The following is a 16,193-nucleotide window of genomic DNA, read 5'->3' as shown; positions in this document are numbered from 1 at the left end:
GGAGACCGCATCCTCGCCGGACGTCAACCCCCGTGGCTGGCAGCAGACTTCGACACAACGGGACGAACCGCTCACACCCTCACAGAACTCCCTCTGACAGAGCCGGCAGTGTGAGCAGTCACCCGGTCGGACGGCCGCGCCTCCCGCCAGACATCTGGGCGGGAGGCGCGGCCGTCCGACCCTGCGGTCGGCGTCGGCGGGATCCTGCACCCGGGTCCAGGTCGTCCACGACTACGACGCGAAGGTCCGCGAGTGCCGTTCGCGCACTCGCGGCCTTTGGCGAAGCGGTGGGTGATCTCCGGGATGATGTCGAACGGCCTGTAGGCGTCGCCCCGGTGGCGGGCGTCGGCGAGGCACGCGAGGTGGTGCTCCTGGCCCTCAGCGCGCAGCACTCGGCGGCCTCGGCCGTGCCCCGGTTGTCGGGGTGGCCGGGCCGCCGGAGTCTGCCGGTGGCGGGGCGTCGCGGTCGCCGCCCCGGGCATCGCTAGGTGAGGTGGAGCGTGATGTCCGTCTCCGTGGGGTTGACATTGGTGCCGGTCACGAAACCGCGGGCGTTCCTGAAGACGCCGGTGCCGCCGGTGATCGCGAGCGTGAACTGGGTGGGGAAGCTGTGGATCACTGGGGCGAGCCCCTGGAGGGCGACGTCGCCCTTGGGCAGGTGGAGGGTGATCTCGCACTCCCGCTCGTCCGGTGAAAGGCTGGTGACCGTGCACACGAAGCCGTCGCTGCCGACCTTTTGGCCGTTCTGGAAGAGCTCGTCGTTGCCGACCTGCCGGTCACCGAGGTTCAGCCCGGGCCCGTCCGCGGGGATGGTGGCCGCCTGTCGCAGGAGGGCGACGAGCTGGATGACCTTGCCCTTGCCCTCGCCCTCGCCACCGAGGGGGCCGGGGGTCGGGGCGGCAGCATGTGCGAGTGGCGCGCAGGCGAGGACAGCGGCCAGGGCGGTCCCCGCGACCGGCCTCAGTGCCTTGAAACGGCGCATTGTGTGTCTCCTGGTGAGGATTGATCGATCCGCATAAGCGATGTTTCATCACTTATGTCTTCCTGCTTACCTCATCGTCTTTGCTGCGGATCACGACCCGCCGGGCGTGCGCGGATTCCGACCCGACCGGGTCCATCGGATGGGCGTGACTCCGGCATGGCGCGCTGCTCCCTCATCCGCTGCTGAGCGCAACGGTGTTGGGCGTGACCGGTGCGGGTGATCTTCGGGAGGTCGGCGTTGCGGCGTGCGGTGGTCGGGCGTTGCTTGGGCGATGTCTCAACTGCCTTCGTCAGGAGAAAACGTGAGTCAGCCCGCTGTGAACCGGTCCGGCGAGTCGAGCGCCGTCCTTTGGCAGCCCCGACCGGGGAGGCGTGCCCTCTTCGGGTCGGCCGCCGCGGCCGCCGCGGCCGCGGTCGGCCTCGGCACCCGGGGCGTGGCGGCCACGGTGCCCGCGTACGCGCCGAGCGTCGGCCCGGTGGCCGACGAGGCGGTCAGCCGCGCGTTGGCCCGCGAGATGCTCATGGTCGGTGCGGACGGGCAGACCGACCTGACCCTCGAATACCTGCGCATCCTGATCGACGGCCAACTGCCGCCCCGTACCGACCGGAAGCGGGTGCTGGTGGTGGGTGCGGGTGTCGCCGGGCTGACCGTCGCGACGCTGCTCAAGCAGGCCGGTCACGAGGTGACCGTCATCGAGGCCAACGCCAACCGGGTCGGCGGCCGGATCAAGACCTTCCGCGGCATCTTCGCCGACCCCAGGCTGCACGCCGAGGCCGGTGCCATGCGCCTGCCCGACTTCCACCCGCTCGTCCTGGCGCTCGCCGACAAACTCGGCCTGAAGCGGCGGCTGTTCTACAACGCCGACGTCGCGCCGGGCGCCGGCCCGACCGGCGCCGTTCCGCCGGTGAAGTACCGCTCGTTCACCGGGGAGACCTGGAGCAACGGTCCGGACCGGACGTTCACCCCGCCCGCGGCCTGCTTCCGAAGCCTGATCTACGTCAACGGCACCCGGACCACCCGCGCCGCGTACGCCCACTCGCCGGCCGTGGTCAACCGCTCCTTCGGCGCCCGGTTCGACTCCACCACCGCCAGCGCCCTCGACAAGGCGTTCGAGCGGGTCTCGGTCCGGGACGGCGACATCCGCCACCGGCTGGACGCCTGGACCCGCATCTTCTCCACCTACGGCTACCACTCCACCCGCCGCTTCCTGCGCGAGGAAGCCGGCTGGGACCCGGCGTCCGTCCAGGCCGCCGGCACCCTGGAGAACCTCACCTCTCGGCTGCACTACTCGTTGATCCCCACCCTGATCGACCACGCGGTGATCAGCCCCACCAACCGTTACTGGGAACTGGAGGGCGGCACCGCGATGCTCACCGACGCGCTCGCCGCCCCGCTCCGGGACGACCTGCGTCCCGGTCACCGGATGACCCGCCTGGTGCAGGACGCCGGCAAGGTCACCATCGAGACGGTCGCGGAGAGCGGAGACGAGGACTCCTGCGACGGCGCTCCCGTCGCTCCCACCGAGACCTTCGAGGGCGACTACGCGATCGTCACCGTCCCGTTCAGCGCACTGCGGTTCTGCAGGATCGAGCCCCTGATGTCCTACACCAAGCGCCGGGCCGTCGCGGAGCTGCACTACGACTCGGCCACCAAGGTTCTGCTCGAGTTCCACCACCGGTTCTGGGAGGAGGGCCTGGACGGCTTCACCGGCGGCGGCTGCGTCAGCGACAGCCCCAGCCGCTTCACCTACCTCCCCTCGCACGCCCCGGAGGGCTCATCGGGCGGCGTGGTGCTCGCCTCGTACACCTGGTCGGACGACGCGGCGCGCTGGGACTCGCTCACCCCGGGCGAGCGGTACGCCTTCGCCCTCGACGACCTGGAGCGGCTCTTGGGGCCGCGCGTGCGGCGGGAGTTCACCGGAGTCGGTGCCACCCAGTCCTGGGCACGCGCCCGGTACGCCCTCGGTGAGGCCGCCATCATCACCCCCGGCCAGCTGCACGAGCTCCACCCGGCCACCCGGACCCCGGAGGGCCGCGTCCACTTCGCCGGCGAGCACACCAGCCTCAAGCCGGCCTGGATCGAGGGTGCCCTCGAGTCGGCGGTCCGCACCTTCCTGGAGGTCCACCACCGCTGAGCGGGAACCGGCGCGGCGTCGCCGCCTGCGAGGCCCGCCGGACCACCGACGTCGCCCCGGAGAATGCAGGGGCAGGGCGAGGACAGCCTGCTCCTGCGGGCGTCAAGTGACATCCGAATCGGATGCCCGGGGAACTTCGCGGTCCGGATGCGCGTGGAGGCGTACGGCGAGGGCTGCGATGTCGTCGTGCAGTCCTCCGCTGCTGTAGCGGAGGAGGTCCCGGTGGAGCCTGTCCAGCAGTTCGCGGGGCGGCGCTGCTGTCTGCTGCCGTAGCCAGTCGGGCAGCGGGAAGAACTCGCCGCTGTGATTGCGGGTCTCGGTGACACCGTCGGTGTAGAGGAGCAGGTGGTCGCCGGCGTCGAAGGCGGTGGTGTCGATCCTGTAGTGGTTGCCGACGAGCGACGCGAGATTGAGAGGCGGCGAGGGGGCGGTCGGACTCAGGACGCGAAGCTCCCCGCGGTGCAGGAGCAGCGGCGGGGGATGCCCGCAGTTGAGGAGTCTGAGGCAGCCGCCCTCGTGCGGGATCTCGACGAGGAGGGCGGTGGCGAAACGCTCCGGCAGATCCTTGGCGGGGTACACAGCGCTGTGGCGGGTCATGCCGATTTCCAGACGGCGCGCGATGCCGCACAGGTCGGGCAGGTCGTAGGCGGCCTCTCTGAAGGAGCTGACCACCGCCGAGGCCGACGACACCGCGGACAGCCCCTTGCCCCGCACATCGCCGATGAGCAGCCGGACCCCGTACGGTGTTTCGACCGCCTCGTAGAAGTCACCGCCGATGCGGGCCTGCGCTGCGGCCGCCAGGTACAGCGACTCGATCTCGACGCGTCCGATGCGGTGCGGCAGGGGGCGCAACAGCACACCCTGCGCAGCGTCTGCGACGAGCCGGATCTGCAGGAGGGCTTGCTCCCGCTTGAGCCGGACGTAGCTTGCGTACGCGCCGACCACGGTGCCCGCGACGATGGCCGCAGCCGTCCACCACGTCCCCAGATCCGGGTAGACAAGGCTGAGGCCGACCATGATCAGAAGGCAGAGCATCCCCAGCAGGGCGGTGGGAAGCACCGGCCACATGGAGGCGGCGACGGCAGGGACGATGGGTAGGAAGCGGCTGAAGGCGACCTCCCTCGGCGTGGTGAACGCCAGGCTGGCGATGACCGCGGTGAGTACCACCGGCGACAGCAAGGCTTCCCACCGGCCAGCGGGAGAACGACGGCGCCGCAACCGCGCAATGACGATCACGATGTAAATCTATCGGTACAAAACTGGCATGGATCCCCATTGTGCCCGTATGTCGGCGGCAAGCCGTCGGCAGATGGCCGCAGACCCGGGAGCACCTCGTGATCTCCACCGCTGCTGACCCGTGCGACGGCCGGTCATGGCCCGCTGGTGTCACCGTGGCTGAGCTGGGCGCTGGACGAGCTGTGGCCGCGTGCCGGTGCGTGCGGGCGATCGCGGAGTCCACGGAGATGTCCCGACCGGGAAAGCACGGAATCCGCACCGCCAGAACAGTAGAAATATTGTATTCATGATGGTCTGTACGGGTGAATCTGAACATTCGCCGATGACACTCGCGCAAATGGTTGACATGATTGAGGGCAAGCGTTTCGCAAGACGGGAATCCACGGAAATCGTTTCCTCGATGGAGGTTCGTCATGAACAACTGCCCAGCTGTCGACGCCCGGGCCGCTCTCGCCTTCCTCCAGGGCAGCGGACTGATAAACATGAACACCACTCTGGAGCAGTTGGTGAGTGCGACCACCACGCTCGGAGAAATCTCCGGCTATGTGCTGGCCTGGGACAAGTACGTGCTCGTCGTCCCGTCCGTGGCCGAGGAGGCCGCGCAGGCCTAGTTTCGGACTGCGGCGTACGGGGGTGCCCGCGTCAGGCAACCGTACGGCCGGGGCCGAACGACTCATCAGGAGGGCGGCTGTGGCCGACATGCGGCGCACGGTGGAACACGGAGCGGTCTCCTGGCTGGCCGCACACCGCACCCGCTTCGACCCCGAGACCGCCGACACGAGGCGCACGCTGTTCGTCCGCAAGGCGTTCGTCGAGGTCGCGTTGCTGGTCGGACTCCGCGCCCGGGCGGAGTCCGGATCCTTCGACGACGACGCCTACCGGGTGCTGTTCGACCAGATCACCGCGGTGACGGCCCGCGCTTCGTACCGTGAGCTCGTCGCACGCGACGAGCGGGCCCTGCTTCTGTACGCAGGCGCCTACGCGTCACAGCGGCTGTGCGGGCAGCGCGACAGCGAATTCGAGCGCCTCATCGGCCAAGCGGTCTCCGGGCGTTATGCGGCCTGCTTCGAGCGCGTTCCGTTTCGGCAGCTGGATCTGCTGCACACGCTGGAGCTGGCCGGAGTCGATCACGGAATGCCGGCAGACGACGCTGTACTGCCCTTCTCCCTGCTCTGTGCGGATCCGTCCGTGCTGAAGCTGAGCGACGGCGACATTTACGCGGTCACGCACACCGTGTTCTACGCCACCGATTTCGGCCGGCGCGATCCCCGGTGGCCCACCGGGTTCGGTCTGCCCCAGGCCGTGGAACTGTTGGAAGCACTCAGCCTCCTGTGCCGCCGGAAGGAGAACGCCGACCTCGTCGCCGAACTGCTCTGCTGCCTCCTGTGCCTGGGGATCCAGGACTCAGCCGAGATGGAACGGGCCTGGGCCTTTCTCGCCGATGTGCAGGAACCCAGCGGGCGGGTCGCCGGGCCGGACGGCATCCTCCCGCCGGAACTCGAGGACGGCGACGCGGAATACCGCGACTGGGCCACCGGCTATCACACCACGATCGTCGCAGCGCTGGCCGGGCACCTCGCCCGTGACGCGGCCGTGATCCGGCAGCCGCGCCCCTCACCTCCCCGGTCCGCCGGCAACGGACGACTTGGAGCCGCGATCCGGTGTGCCACCGCCTGGCTGACCGACACCGCCCTCGAGGCGCCCTTCGACGACGCGGTCCCGGCAGCGGGCGCAGCCGCGCGAGCCGCACGCTCGGTGGGGGAGCCGCAACTCGCCGCCCGAGCTCTCGCCAGTCTCGTGCAGCACGCCGACAACGCCCTTGCCCCACCACTGGCTTGGGGCAGGCAGGGCGTGGACGTGGTTGCCGAGTGCGCGCGGGGCCTGTCGGCCTGTGGACTGGCCTGCGATTCCCTCGACCGGTTCCTGGCGGGCACGGCAGCAGCGCTCACCGGACTCACCGCCGTTCCCACGGCCGCCGCCGGCGGAGTCGGGCGACTGCGGGACCTGGGCTGGCTCACTGAGCAGCAGGCGGACTCCCTCCTCGCCTCCGCGGCCCCTGCGGACCTGCTGGCCGAGAACCAGGCGCCCGCGGTCACTGCCGTGGCCTTGGCGCAGTATGCCGACGGCCAACCGCTTCGCTTCGGCAAGGACGCCTCCGCCTGGCATTCCGTCGCGGAGCGGTTCGCAGCCGCGCTGCCGGCCGCCTGCCGGAGCTACCGGCTCGAAGAGGTCGCCGCGCTCCTTCAAGGGCTGGGGCTGCTCGGCTGGGCCGATCACCGTGTCACCCGCGACGGGGTCGACTTCCTGCTCTGTCAGCAGCACCCCACCGGCGCCTTCGGCTACCCGGCGCGCGACGACCACCAGGAGCGGGCGACGGCGCAACGCATCTGGACCCAGAGTTGCGTCGTGGCCCTCTCCTGCCTGTACGGCTTGTACGACGGGCGAGTACCTCACCGCTCCCCACTTCCGCCCCGGCTCCTGGCTGCGCCGACGGATCCGGTGCCGTAGCTCGGGCGGCCACCAGCGTGGCCTGGCCTGCTTGGCTGCCACCTGGGCTTGGCCATCGAGCCGGTGTCGAGCCCGCCGGGGCGGTCGAGACCGCCCCGGCCACGGCCGGGCCGGCGCCCGGTTCGCACCCGGCGCCACCGGGCGCCGGCCGACATTTTCAACGGCCCTGCGGCGCACGGGTGCGCAGCAACTGCCAGGTGGACGGCCCGAGGATCCCGTCCATCGCGATCCCGCCCTGCTGCTGGAGCGAGCTGACGGCCTGCTGCGTGTAGCTCCCGTATTGGCCGTCGATCCCCCGCGCCCCGAGGGGGAAACCCAGGCGCTGGAGCAGGCACTGTGCCTCGGCGACGTCGTCCGTGCCGGTCGCCCCGGGCCCCAGCAGGGCGGTCACGGTTCGGCTGATCCCGGCGTACCACAGGCCGTTCTCCTGCCGGAACGCGCAGGTGTACGGCGTCAGGTGCCCGACCTCGAAGGTCGCCCAGCCGGTGCGCCGGTGACTCGCTTCGTCGGTGACCCGGGCCCGGTACGTGCCCTCGGCGTCGGTGCTCGCGCAGACCCAGCTCCAGCCCAGTGAGCCGTCCTTCGCCACGGTGCCGCTCTCGCCGGACGCCGCGAGCGGGAAGACCTTCCCGTCGGGCGCGAGGATCTCGTTGGTGTAGCGGCCGTCAGGCGTGAAACCGGCCGACTCGTTGCCCAGTTGCTGGCCGACGTGGCCGCACGCGCCGAGGATCCGGAAGCGCAACGGCGGCTGTTCGGTGAGCCGGGCCACACCGAGCCAGACGGTCAGGACCACGGCGAGCGTCCCGGCACCCGTCCCGAGGACCAGCCGCCGGTCGCGCCACCAGGGCACCGCCGGCCGCAGTGCGGTGGCCACCCCGGCGCGGCGCAGCGCCTCACGGCCGGCCTCGCCGGCCGCCTTCGCCCACCCGTCGGCGCGACTGACGGTCAGCGTGCCGAGGCCTTCCTCGCGGCGGTGCAGGGTGACCACCCCGACGATCCGGCCGTGCGCCCACACGGCCGCTCCCGACATGCCCTCCCAGGGCGAATGGAGCGGGTCCGGGTCCCGCTCGGGTTCCTGGACCCGCAGCTCCAGGGTCCGCTCCCGGCGGTCGGCCAGCGGCGCGATCTCGCCGCGGGCGTGGCAGGAGTCCCGGTAGCGCGTCACGCCGCCGGGGTCGTCGCGCAGCTTGAACAGGGGGAAGCCCAGCGCGCTGCTGCGCAGGCCCGAGTCGGTCTCGCGGACCGCCCCGAACCGCGCCGGCCTGACCCGCCGCCCGGGCCCGCCCCCGCCCTGGTCCAGGGCGAGCAGGGCGACGTCGGCGCGGGGATCCGACCAGAGCACCTGCGCCCGTGCGGTCCATTCGCCCGCCCGGTCCGCCTCGAACCGGGCCTGGATGCCGGCGGCCCGGGACACCACGTGTGCGGCGGTCAGCAGCACCCCGTCACGCACCAGGTAGCCGGACCCGCGCTCCTCGCCGCCGTCGGCCCGGCGGACGATCACCTCCGCGGCCCGTTCGCCGCGCAGCCCCGTCACCGGCCCGCCTCAGCCGGCCGGACCCCGGCTCCGCGGGACGATTTTCGGACACCGAACTCGCCGCTCACTTCGGGGAGTTGCCCATCATGATTAATCGTCATGCGTTCCTCCTCGCGGCCCTATAGTGAGGCTTCGTCCATCTCCCGAGCCACCCTGGGGGCAACCAGTGATCGAACTGTCGGACGTCATCCGTGATCTGCGGGGCCAGTTGGAGCAGGCCGTGGCCGACGGCGCCGGCCAGGCGATCCAGTTCGAGCTGGGCGAGATCGAACTGGAGGTCTCCCTGGCGCTGGAGCGATCCGGGGAAGGGGGTGCCAAGGTGCGCTTCTGGGTCGTGGAGCTGGGCGCAGACGGAAAGCGCGGGCACACCGATACCCAGCGCATCAGGCTCACACTGCAACCGCGCACGGCCGCGACAGGCTTGCCGCCCGTGGTTTCCGGGCAGTCCCGGAGGGGGGAGCGGTGACCGCCGCGTACGGGCCGGCGCCCTGGGAGGGCGGGGTCACCGGGGCGGGGAGGTCGTACAGCGAGGCCTTGGCCGCGGGGCCGGCGTAGCCGTCGGCGGCGAGTCGGGCGGAGGTCCGGTGGTTCTGCACGGCCGTGGTGGTGGCCGGGCCGAAGGAACCGTCGACGGTCGGGTTCGCACCGTGCGCGTCGAGCAGGTTCCGCAGCCCGGTCACGCAGCCGTCCTGCCGGCCCGCGTGGATGGCCACCGGGCACCGTTACGCGGTGGCCCCGGCGGTGGCTGAGCGGCGCAGTCCGCGGGTGGTGGCGTAGGCGGCCAGGGCGAGTGCGGGCACCGGGAGCAGGGTGAGGGCGGTGTCGTCCAGGTTGCGGCCGCTCAGCAGGAGGTTGACCAGCAGCGTGAGCACCATGTTGTTGCCCGCGTGGGCCAGTGCGGCCGGCCAGATGCTGCCGCTGTGGGTGCGCAGCCAGGCGAGCAGGCACTCCTGGCAGAGGATGGAGGCCGTCCACACCGCCAGCCCGGTGGCCATGTGGGCGAAGTGCAGATAGCCGAGCAGCGCCAGCGGGTAGTGCCAGGCGGCCCAGATCAGGCCGGTGACCAGGACGGAGAGCAACGGGCGGCCGGGCAGTAGCCGTAGCCGCAGGTAGCTGGTCCAGCCGAACTCCTCGCCCCAGTACAGCGGTGTCAGCACGGCGGCGGCCACGGTCAGCAGCAGCGGTATCGACCAGCCAGGCAAACCCGGTGCCATGCCTGTGAGTTGGCCGAAGTCCGGGTGGTGGCCGAGCAGTGCGGCCAGGCCGACGGTAGCACCGGCGAGCAGCAACGGGCCGATCCAGGCGGCAAGGTAGTACGGCCAGGCGCGGCGCAGCCGCAGGGCCAGCCCGGCGTCCCGGAACCCCTCGCGGGTGACCCAGCGGCGCACCACCACCGCGGCCACGGCCGGCAGTATCGCGAACGGCAGTTGGGCCAGCGGGTTCACCAGTGAGAGCCGCAGCACCAGTCGGGCCAGCAGCAGCCAGGCCCAGCCGACGCCGAATGTGAGGGCCAGGAACACTGCCACGCCCTTGTTCCGAGGGTTCATCAAGGATCCTTCCGTCGGGTTGTTCCGGGACGATCCTCGTTCGGGAAAGCGCGGACGACATCGCGGAAAGGCGGGAGATTCCGGTCCCCCGATCGGGGGAGGCGGGCCGCCGGGGCTGTGGCAATACTGGTGGCCATGGTGAGGGGAATCCGTATTCCGGGAGTGGGAGCGTTACTGCGCGGCAGCACCTACACGGGGGCGCTGTTCGCGATGGCCGTGGTGCCGGTGAGCATTCCGCTGATGGTTCCGGCGCTTGTCCCGGCACTGGCTTGGCACCACGGGCCTGCTGCCGTGAAGGTGCTGCTGTGCCTGCTGCTGTGGGCGGGGCTGCTCGGCGCACTCGGGCTGGTCGGCGCCACCCGGCGGGTGCTGATCGGGGCCGGACGGCGCCTGCTCGGCCTGCCGCTGTCGCTCCCGGTCGGCCGGCCGCGCGGGGCGGACCGCTGGCGTACCCCGTTGTGGGTGCTGCTGCATGCCGCCCTGGGCTGGGCGAGTGCCCTGCTGGCCGGGATGCTGCTGCTGGCCGGGCTGGTTCCGGTCGGCACCTGGCTCGGTCTGCTGGGCAAGCCGGTCAGCGCCGAGCAACTGGACTGGTTCGGCGAGGTGGTACGGGTGCGCCAGGGCTGGCCGGGGGTTTGGGTCTGGCCGGTGGGTGCCGGCTGCCTGCTGCTGGCCGTGGTGGTCTGCGCGGAGGCGGCCGTGGTCCTGCGGCTGTTGGCCCCGCGGTTGCTCGGGCCCTCGGCGGCGGAGCGGCTGGCCGCGGCGGAGCAGCGGGAGTTGCTGCTGGCCGGCCGCAACCGGCTGGCGCAGGAACTGCACGACTCGATCGGCCACACCCTGACCGCGGCGACGATCCAGGCGGCGGTGGCCGGCGAGTTGCTGTCGGCGGACCCGGCGGCGGCCCGGGCGGCGTTGCTCGGCATCGAGCAGTCGGCCCGGGCCGCACTGGACGACCTGGACTACGTGCTCGGCGTGCTGCGGGCGGAGGCGGCCGGGACGGCACCGGTGCGCACCCTGGCGGACTTGCCCGAACTGCTGGACCGGTTGCGTCACACCGGGACGGTGGTGGAGGCGGAACTGTCGGGGGAGTGGACGCAGTTGCCGGGCACCCTGTCGCGGGAGGCGTACCGGATCCTGCAGGAGGGGCTGACCAACGCGCTGCGGCACGGCGGGGGCGGGCCGATCGCGGTGCGGGTGGCGGCGGTGCCAGGAGAGTTGGAGCTGGTCCTCGTCAACTCGCTCGGCTCCGTCGGCCGTCACCCGACCGGCTCCGCGGACCGTTCGGGCGGCCGGTGCGGCCTGCTCGGCCTGCGGGAGCGGGTGCGGTTGCTGCAGGGCGAGTCGACGGCCGGCCCGGACGGCGCGCAGTGGCGGCTGGCGGTCCGGTTGCCGGTACGGTGGTCGGCGTGAGCGACCGGCCCGTCTCGCTGCTGATCGCCGACGATGACGAGGTGACCCGCATCGGCCTGCGCACCCTGCTGGCGACCCAGCCCGGCATCACCGTGGCCGGCGTGGCCGCCGACGGGGTCGAGGCCGTGGAGCTGGCCCGACTGCTGAACCCCGACGTCGTGTTGATGGACGTCCGGATGCCGCGCCGGAACGGCATCGAGGCCACCCGGCTGCTGCTGCGGGCCGACGGGCCGGTGCCGAAGGTCGTGGTGATCACCACCTTCGAGAACGACGACTACGTCACCGCCGCCCTGAGCGCCGGGGCGAGCGGGTTCGTCCTCAAGCGGCTGCCGGTCCGGCAGATCGGCGAGGCGATCCGGGTGGTAGCCACCGGCGAGGCGATCCTCTTCCCGGCGGCGCTGCGACGGATGGTCACCGCCCGCCCGCTCCCGTCCTCCCACGCCCTGCCACGGGCGGCTCTCACCGGCCGTGAGGAGGAGGTTCTGCGGCTGATGGCGACCGGGCTGTCCAACCCGGAGATCGCGCAGCGCCTGCTGGTGACCATGGAGACGGTCAAGACCCATGTCGGGAACGTGCTCGCCAAGTTGGGAGCGCAGAACCGAACCCATGCCGTGGTGCTGGCGTACGAGTCGGGCTTCGTGGTGCCAGGGCTCGCGGACGAGAATCAGCGCCGTCCGGCCCAGTGCCCACCCTGAAAAGGATCAGTGCGCCACGGCAGGCAGCCGGCCTTCGGAGTGTCATCCGAAGGCCGGCAGCGCCGCCGGGTCGATCAGGCGGTGTAGGTCATGGTTCCGGCGGACACCGTGCCACCTGGGGTGGTCACGGTGACGTTGACGGTGGTACTCGGGGTACCGGCCGGGATGATGCCAGTGATGAGGGTGCCGGTGTTGGTGGTCACCGTCGCCACCGTCGACCCGAAGGTCACGGTCGCACCCGTGAGATTGGTACCCCCGATGGTGAACACGCCACCACCCGCCGGGACACTGACCACCGGAGTGATGGTCGCCGTGACGACCGGCACGCCGACGTAGGTCATGGTTCCGGCGGACACCGTGCCACCCGGGGTGGTCACCGTGACGTTGACGGTGGTACCCGCGGTACCGGCCGGGATGATGCCGGTGATGACGGTACCGGTGTTGGTGGTCACCGTCGCCGCGGTCGACCCGAAGGTCACGGTCGCACCCGTGAGATTGGTGCCCACGATGGTGAACACACCACCACCCGCCGCAATACTGATCGACGGAGTGACGACCGCGGTCACGACCGGCGGCGCGGGCGCGACGTAGGTGAAGCCGCCCGGAACACTCGCCGATCCACCGGCGGTGGTCACCACCACGGGGACGTTGCCCGCGACGTGCGCCGGGGTCAGGCCCGCGATCACGTTCGCGGTGCTGACCAGCACGGTGGCCGCGGCACCGCCGAAGGTCACGCTCGCCCCGGCGAGCCCGGTACCGGTGATGATGAACACGGTACCGCCGGCGGTCGGGCCGGCCACGGGCGTGATGGCCGTGGGGTTGGGCACGGGCGGCGGCAGTGCCACCACATAGGTGTAGGCCACAGGGTTGCTGGTGCCGTTCGGGGTGGTGACGGTCACCCCCACCGTGCCCTTGCCGGGCGGGGCCACGACGACAAGGGTGAAGCCGAAGACGTCACCGGCCACGACGGTGGCCGGAACCTCTCCGAAGAGAACCTGGGTGGCAGCGTTGAGGCCCAGACCGGTGAGGGTGACGGTGTTGCCGCCGGCCGGGGGCCCCGCGTTGGGGCTGTCCGCGAACAGCACGGGCGGCAGCGGCCAGGGCAGCGTGAGGCTCGGCGCCAACGGCGCCGCATGCACGATTGCGTTCACGATGTGTCTCCTGTGTGAGAACGGTGATGACGGCCGGGCGGACCTTCAGCCACGCCGCCGGCCCCGGTCCTGTCGGTTGTCCGGCCACTGCCTCGGCCCGGCGCGCTGCGCCTGGCGGCGAGGCCCGAGGACGGGACGGGAGAAACCGGGCCGCGGGTGCCGACACCATCGCGACTACCGGAGGTCTGGACCGGTGGCGAAGGCGAGTGCCGGCGAGCTGACACCAGGCCGGCTCGGACCAGTCAGCCCCGGCGTCCGGGCGGAGAAGGCTGCACCAACGAACGGGCCGCCAGCTGAACTTCCCGGCACGGGGATGGGCAGCCCGCCGGGTTCAGACGTCATCATTAACCTGAAAGAATGGATCCGAAGCAACAGCATTGACGAAGAGTCACCTAAATGGCCCAGCACAACGGTGAGGCCACCCGCAGCCGGTCTGAGCGGCAGAACGAGCAGGCGCCGCAGTCTGGTGAGGGGTGGGGCTGCATCCCGTGCTGAACGCTGCCGGGTGTCTCACGCCCCTCGCGGCCCGGTGGCACGTTGCGCCGAATGGGTGATCTGTTGGCATATGCGTTGTGTTCAAGGCAGCTTGGATGACGTACTTGTGGCGTCCGATCAGAGGGCTGCCCATCCCTCCGTTGGGGAAGCAGCCCATCGGTATGTGATGGCGTGTGCCTTTCACGGGCCGCGAGGGCGCTCAACGGAGGAAGCTGCCGACCGACGCGCTGTCTGGGTACATCGGCTGATGAGGGTGGCTCAGGCGTCCGTGGAGGCGTTCTTGCGAGCCATCAACATACTTCGAGTGCTGTTCGGGACCTGCGCTGTCGGTGGGCTCATGCTCACCGCCCCGGCGGCACACGCGCAGACCGCGCGTCCGGCGCAGGCGGTGATCGTGCCGTGCAGCGAAACCGCGTTGGTCAGCGCCGTCAACGCGGCCAACGCCGCCGGGGGCGGTGACCTGCTCCTGACACCGTTTTGTACCTATTCCCTCACCAGCGCCCACGGTTCGGGCGGGGCCGGCGGACCGGCGGGGCTGCCGAACATCACCACGCCGATCACCATGACCGGGCTGGCCGTCGAGATCGTCCGTGCGTCGGGCGCGCCCGCGTTCCGCATCATCGAGGTGGACGGGCCCTCGCAGATCCCCGCCGACCACGGCCAGCTCACCTTGAGCGCGGTCACCATCAGCAACGGTGACGCCGGTTTCGGGGTGGGCGGCGGCATCGCCAACCTCGGCGGGTCGGTCGCCGTGACGTCCGGAGGTGTGCGCAACAGCCGCGCCTCGTTCGGCGGCGGCATCTACACCGACACCGCGCTGACCATGACCGCCAGCAGCGTCACCGGCAACACCGCCACGGTCGACGGCGGCGGCATCTACAAGAACGCGGGCTCCGTCACGCTGCCGGCCACCAACGTCTCCGGCAACACCCCGGACAACTGCGCCGCCACCCCGCCCCTGACCCCGCCCTGCTGAGGCCCGGCGGCGGCACCACGGGACACCCGACCCGCCCACCCAGGCCGCGGGTCGACCATCCGGCACCCGACCGGTCAGCAACTTCGTTGCCCGATTCCGGCAGCGCCGCGAGCCCTGTCCCGTGACCTGCCGGAACCCGATCGTGCCCGGTGCGGCGGACTGCCGATTCGGCAGCTCCGGCGAATCGGGCGACAGCGTCATCAGTGACAGCAAAGGAGATCAGTCATGGCACCCGTCATCAGCTCCATCTCGCCCACCTCCGGCCACTCGGGCCAGACGATGACCATCACCGGCACCGGTCTGGGGAGCCTGAGCACGACCAGGGTGAACATCGGCACCAAGACGGTCACGCCCACCGCGGCCAGCAGCACCTCCGTCACCCTCACCATCCCGTCGGGGTGCAGCGGTCAGGCCAACGTCATCGCGACCGTCTCGGGGGTCAACAGCAACAGCAGCGCCTTCTTCTACGTCGCCGCCCCGACGGTCACGTCGGTGACCCCCGGCATCGGCCCCGCCGCACCCGGCGCCATCGACGTCTTCGGCACCGGTTTCTCGACCGCGACCTCGGTGGCCTTCGGCACGGTCGGCACCGCCGTTCCCACCGTCCTGTCGGACGGTCACCTGACCGTCACCCCTCCGGCTCACGGCGCCTTCACCAGCTGCACCGACGCGGCGGACGTCCTCGTCAGCAGCACCGGCGGCACCAGCGCCCCGATCGGCGCGGCGGGTCAGTTCACCTACTACGAACTGCCGGCGGTCACCGGCGTGACACCCGGCACGGGACCGGCCGGCACCACCGGGGTCATCGTCGCCGGCACCTGCTTCGTCGACGTCAGCTCCGTGACGTTCACCCTGACCACCGGTGGCCCGTCCACCCCGGCCGACAACGTCAGCGTCACCGGTGTGGGCAGTCTGACCCTCGACGTGCCGGGCACCCTGGCCTCGGGCACCTACGACATCCAGGTCATCACCCCCGGCGGCACCAGCACGGCCGTCGCCGCCGACCACTTCGTCATCCCGTAACCTCCGGCGAGCCCGGGCACCGAGCAGCGGGCAGCACGGTCGCCCCGTCCCTGCGGCCGTCGGCGTGGATCCGACGGGCCGTGACCACGGACCCGCAGTGCCCTGGCCGCCCACGGCGGCCAGGGCACCCTCGCTACCCATGCAAAGGAGTACCCGATGGCGCCGGTCATCAGCGGCATCAACCCCAACCACGGGCCGGCCGTGGGAGGTACGGCCGTCACGATCAGCGGCAGCGGCTTCACCGGCGCGACCTCGGTGAAGTTCGGAACCGTGCCGGTATCGGCGTTCGGGCTGGTCAGCGACAGCCAGATCACCACCACCGCTCCTGCCGGCACCGGTTCGGTCGCCGTCACCGTCACCACGCCGCTCGGCACGAGCAACGGTGTCACCTACACCTACGGCGGCGGGCCGGTGATCACTTCGGTGAGTCCGGTCTCGGGTGTGGCCGGGACTTTGGTGACCATCAGTGGTTCGGGGTTCACCGGTGCGTCGTCGGTGCATT

At 71.2% G+C, this 16,193-nt stretch carries 15 protein-coding genes; 9 read left to right on the top strand and 6 right to left on the bottom strand.

From position 1 onward, the window contains the following. Positions 1 to 484: 484 nt before the first annotated feature. Positions 485 to 982 carry an allene oxide cyclase barrel-like domain-containing protein gene (locus tag ACWCXH_RS38265; RefSeq protein WP_449806123.1) on the bottom strand — a complete coding sequence of 166 codons (498 nt, stop codon included), beginning with the start codon at positions 980 to 982 and terminating at the stop codon, positions 485 to 487. A gap of 271 nt (positions 983 to 1,253) precedes the next feature. Between ACWCXH_RS38265 and ACWCXH_RS38260 the strand changes: the two genes are divergently transcribed. Beyond that, on the top strand, positions 1,254 to 3,116 hold the full coding sequence (locus ACWCXH_RS38260; protein ID WP_449806122.1) for an FAD-dependent oxidoreductase: 1,863 nt from the start codon (positions 1,254 to 1,256) through the stop codon (positions 3,114 to 3,116). Positions 3,117 to 3,218: 102 nt separating this feature from the next. Here ACWCXH_RS38260 and ACWCXH_RS38255 read toward each other — a convergent pair whose 3' ends face one another. Then, on the bottom strand, positions 3,219 to 4,343 hold the full coding sequence (locus ACWCXH_RS38255) for a PP2C family protein-serine/threonine phosphatase (protein WP_449806126.1): 1,125 nt from the start codon (positions 4,341 to 4,343) through the stop codon (positions 3,219 to 3,221). 422 nt (positions 4,344 to 4,765) lie between these two features. Between ACWCXH_RS38255 and ACWCXH_RS38250 the strand changes: the two genes are divergently transcribed. Further along, positions 4,766 to 4,963: a hypothetical protein gene (locus tag ACWCXH_RS38250; RefSeq protein WP_449806121.1), complete on the top strand. Its 198-nt coding sequence runs from the start codon at positions 4,766 to 4,768 to the stop codon at positions 4,961 to 4,963. Between the two features lie 88 nt (positions 4,964 to 5,051). Next, a complete protein-coding gene (locus tag ACWCXH_RS38245) occupies positions 5,052 to 6,860 on the top strand; it encodes a DUF6895 family protein (protein ID WP_449806125.1) in 1,809 nt (602 codons plus the stop codon). 157 nt (positions 6,861 to 7,017) lie between these two features. Here the strand turns inward: ACWCXH_RS38245 and ACWCXH_RS38240 are convergent, their stop codons facing one another. Continuing rightward, positions 7,018 to 8,394 (bottom strand): peptidoglycan-binding protein, encoded by a 1,377-nt coding sequence (locus tag ACWCXH_RS38240; protein ID WP_449806120.1) that lies wholly within the window; start codon positions 8,392 to 8,394, stop codon positions 7,018 to 7,020. 166 nt (positions 8,395 to 8,560) lie between these two features. On the opposite strand from ACWCXH_RS38240, the gene ACWCXH_RS38235 reads away from it, so the two are divergent. Then, on the top strand, positions 8,561 to 8,860 hold the full coding sequence (locus ACWCXH_RS38235; RefSeq protein WP_449806119.1) for a trypco2 family protein: 300 nt from the start codon (positions 8,561 to 8,563) through the stop codon (positions 8,858 to 8,860). Here ACWCXH_RS38235 and ACWCXH_RS38230 read toward each other — a convergent pair. Together ACWCXH_RS38230 and ACWCXH_RS38225 are read right to left on the bottom strand one after the other, a co-directional pair. Then, complete coding sequence (locus ACWCXH_RS38230) at positions 8,784 to 9,074, bottom strand: peptidoglycan-binding domain-containing protein (RefSeq protein WP_449806124.1); 291 nt, start codon at positions 9,072 to 9,074, stop codon at positions 8,784 to 8,786. The two genes, ACWCXH_RS38235 and ACWCXH_RS38230, sit on opposite strands and share 77 nt — an antisense overlap. Before the next feature lie 42 nt (positions 9,075 to 9,116). Continuing rightward, positions 9,117 to 9,941, bottom strand: coding sequence for a CPBP family intramembrane glutamic endopeptidase (locus ACWCXH_RS38225; protein ID WP_449806118.1), 825 nt, complete (start codon positions 9,939 to 9,941; stop codon positions 9,117 to 9,119). 162 nt (positions 9,942 to 10,103) lie between these two features. Between ACWCXH_RS38225 and ACWCXH_RS38220 the strand changes: the two genes are divergently transcribed. Both ACWCXH_RS38220 and ACWCXH_RS38215 read left to right on the top strand, forming a co-directional pair. After that, the gene (locus ACWCXH_RS38220) at positions 10,104 to 11,351 is read left to right on the top strand and encodes a sensor histidine kinase (protein ID WP_449806117.1); all 1,248 of its coding nucleotides are present in this window, start codon (positions 10,104 to 10,106) and stop codon (positions 11,349 to 11,351) included. Further along, positions 11,348 to 12,046 carry a response regulator gene (locus ACWCXH_RS38215; protein ID WP_449806116.1) on the top strand — a complete coding sequence of 233 codons (699 nt, stop codon included), beginning with the start codon at positions 11,348 to 11,350 and terminating at the stop codon, positions 12,044 to 12,046. Before ACWCXH_RS38220 ends, ACWCXH_RS38215 begins: the two co-directional genes overlap by 4 nt. Positions 12,047 to 12,120: 74 nt before the next feature. Here the strand turns inward: ACWCXH_RS38215 and ACWCXH_RS38210 are convergent, their stop codons facing one another. Beyond that, complete coding sequence (locus ACWCXH_RS38210; protein WP_449806115.1) at positions 12,121 to 13,197, bottom strand: IPT/TIG domain-containing protein; 1,077 nt, start codon at positions 13,195 to 13,197, stop codon at positions 12,121 to 12,123. A gap of 832 nt (positions 13,198 to 14,029) precedes the next feature. On the opposite strand from ACWCXH_RS38210, the gene ACWCXH_RS38205 reads away from it, so the two are divergent. The 3 genes from ACWCXH_RS38205 to ACWCXH_RS38195 all read left to right on the top strand — a co-directional run. Then, the gene (locus tag ACWCXH_RS38205; protein ID WP_449806114.1) at positions 14,030 to 14,668 is read left to right on the top strand and encodes a hypothetical protein; all 639 of its coding nucleotides are present in this window, start codon (positions 14,030 to 14,032) and stop codon (positions 14,666 to 14,668) included. A 225-nt stretch (positions 14,669 to 14,893) separates the two neighbouring features. Next, positions 14,894 to 15,691, top strand: coding sequence for an IPT/TIG domain-containing protein (locus ACWCXH_RS38200; RefSeq protein ID WP_449806113.1), 798 nt, complete (start codon positions 14,894 to 14,896; stop codon positions 15,689 to 15,691). Positions 15,692 to 15,847: 156 nt separating this feature from the next. Beyond that, the coding region (locus tag ACWCXH_RS38195; protein ID WP_449806112.1) for an IPT/TIG domain-containing protein at positions 15,848 to 16,193 on the top strand (346 nt) is incomplete at its 3' end.

This window comes from Kitasatospora sp. NPDC001660 (assembly GCF_053596725.1).
This window is presented reverse-complemented; position numbering and strand designations above follow the sequence as displayed.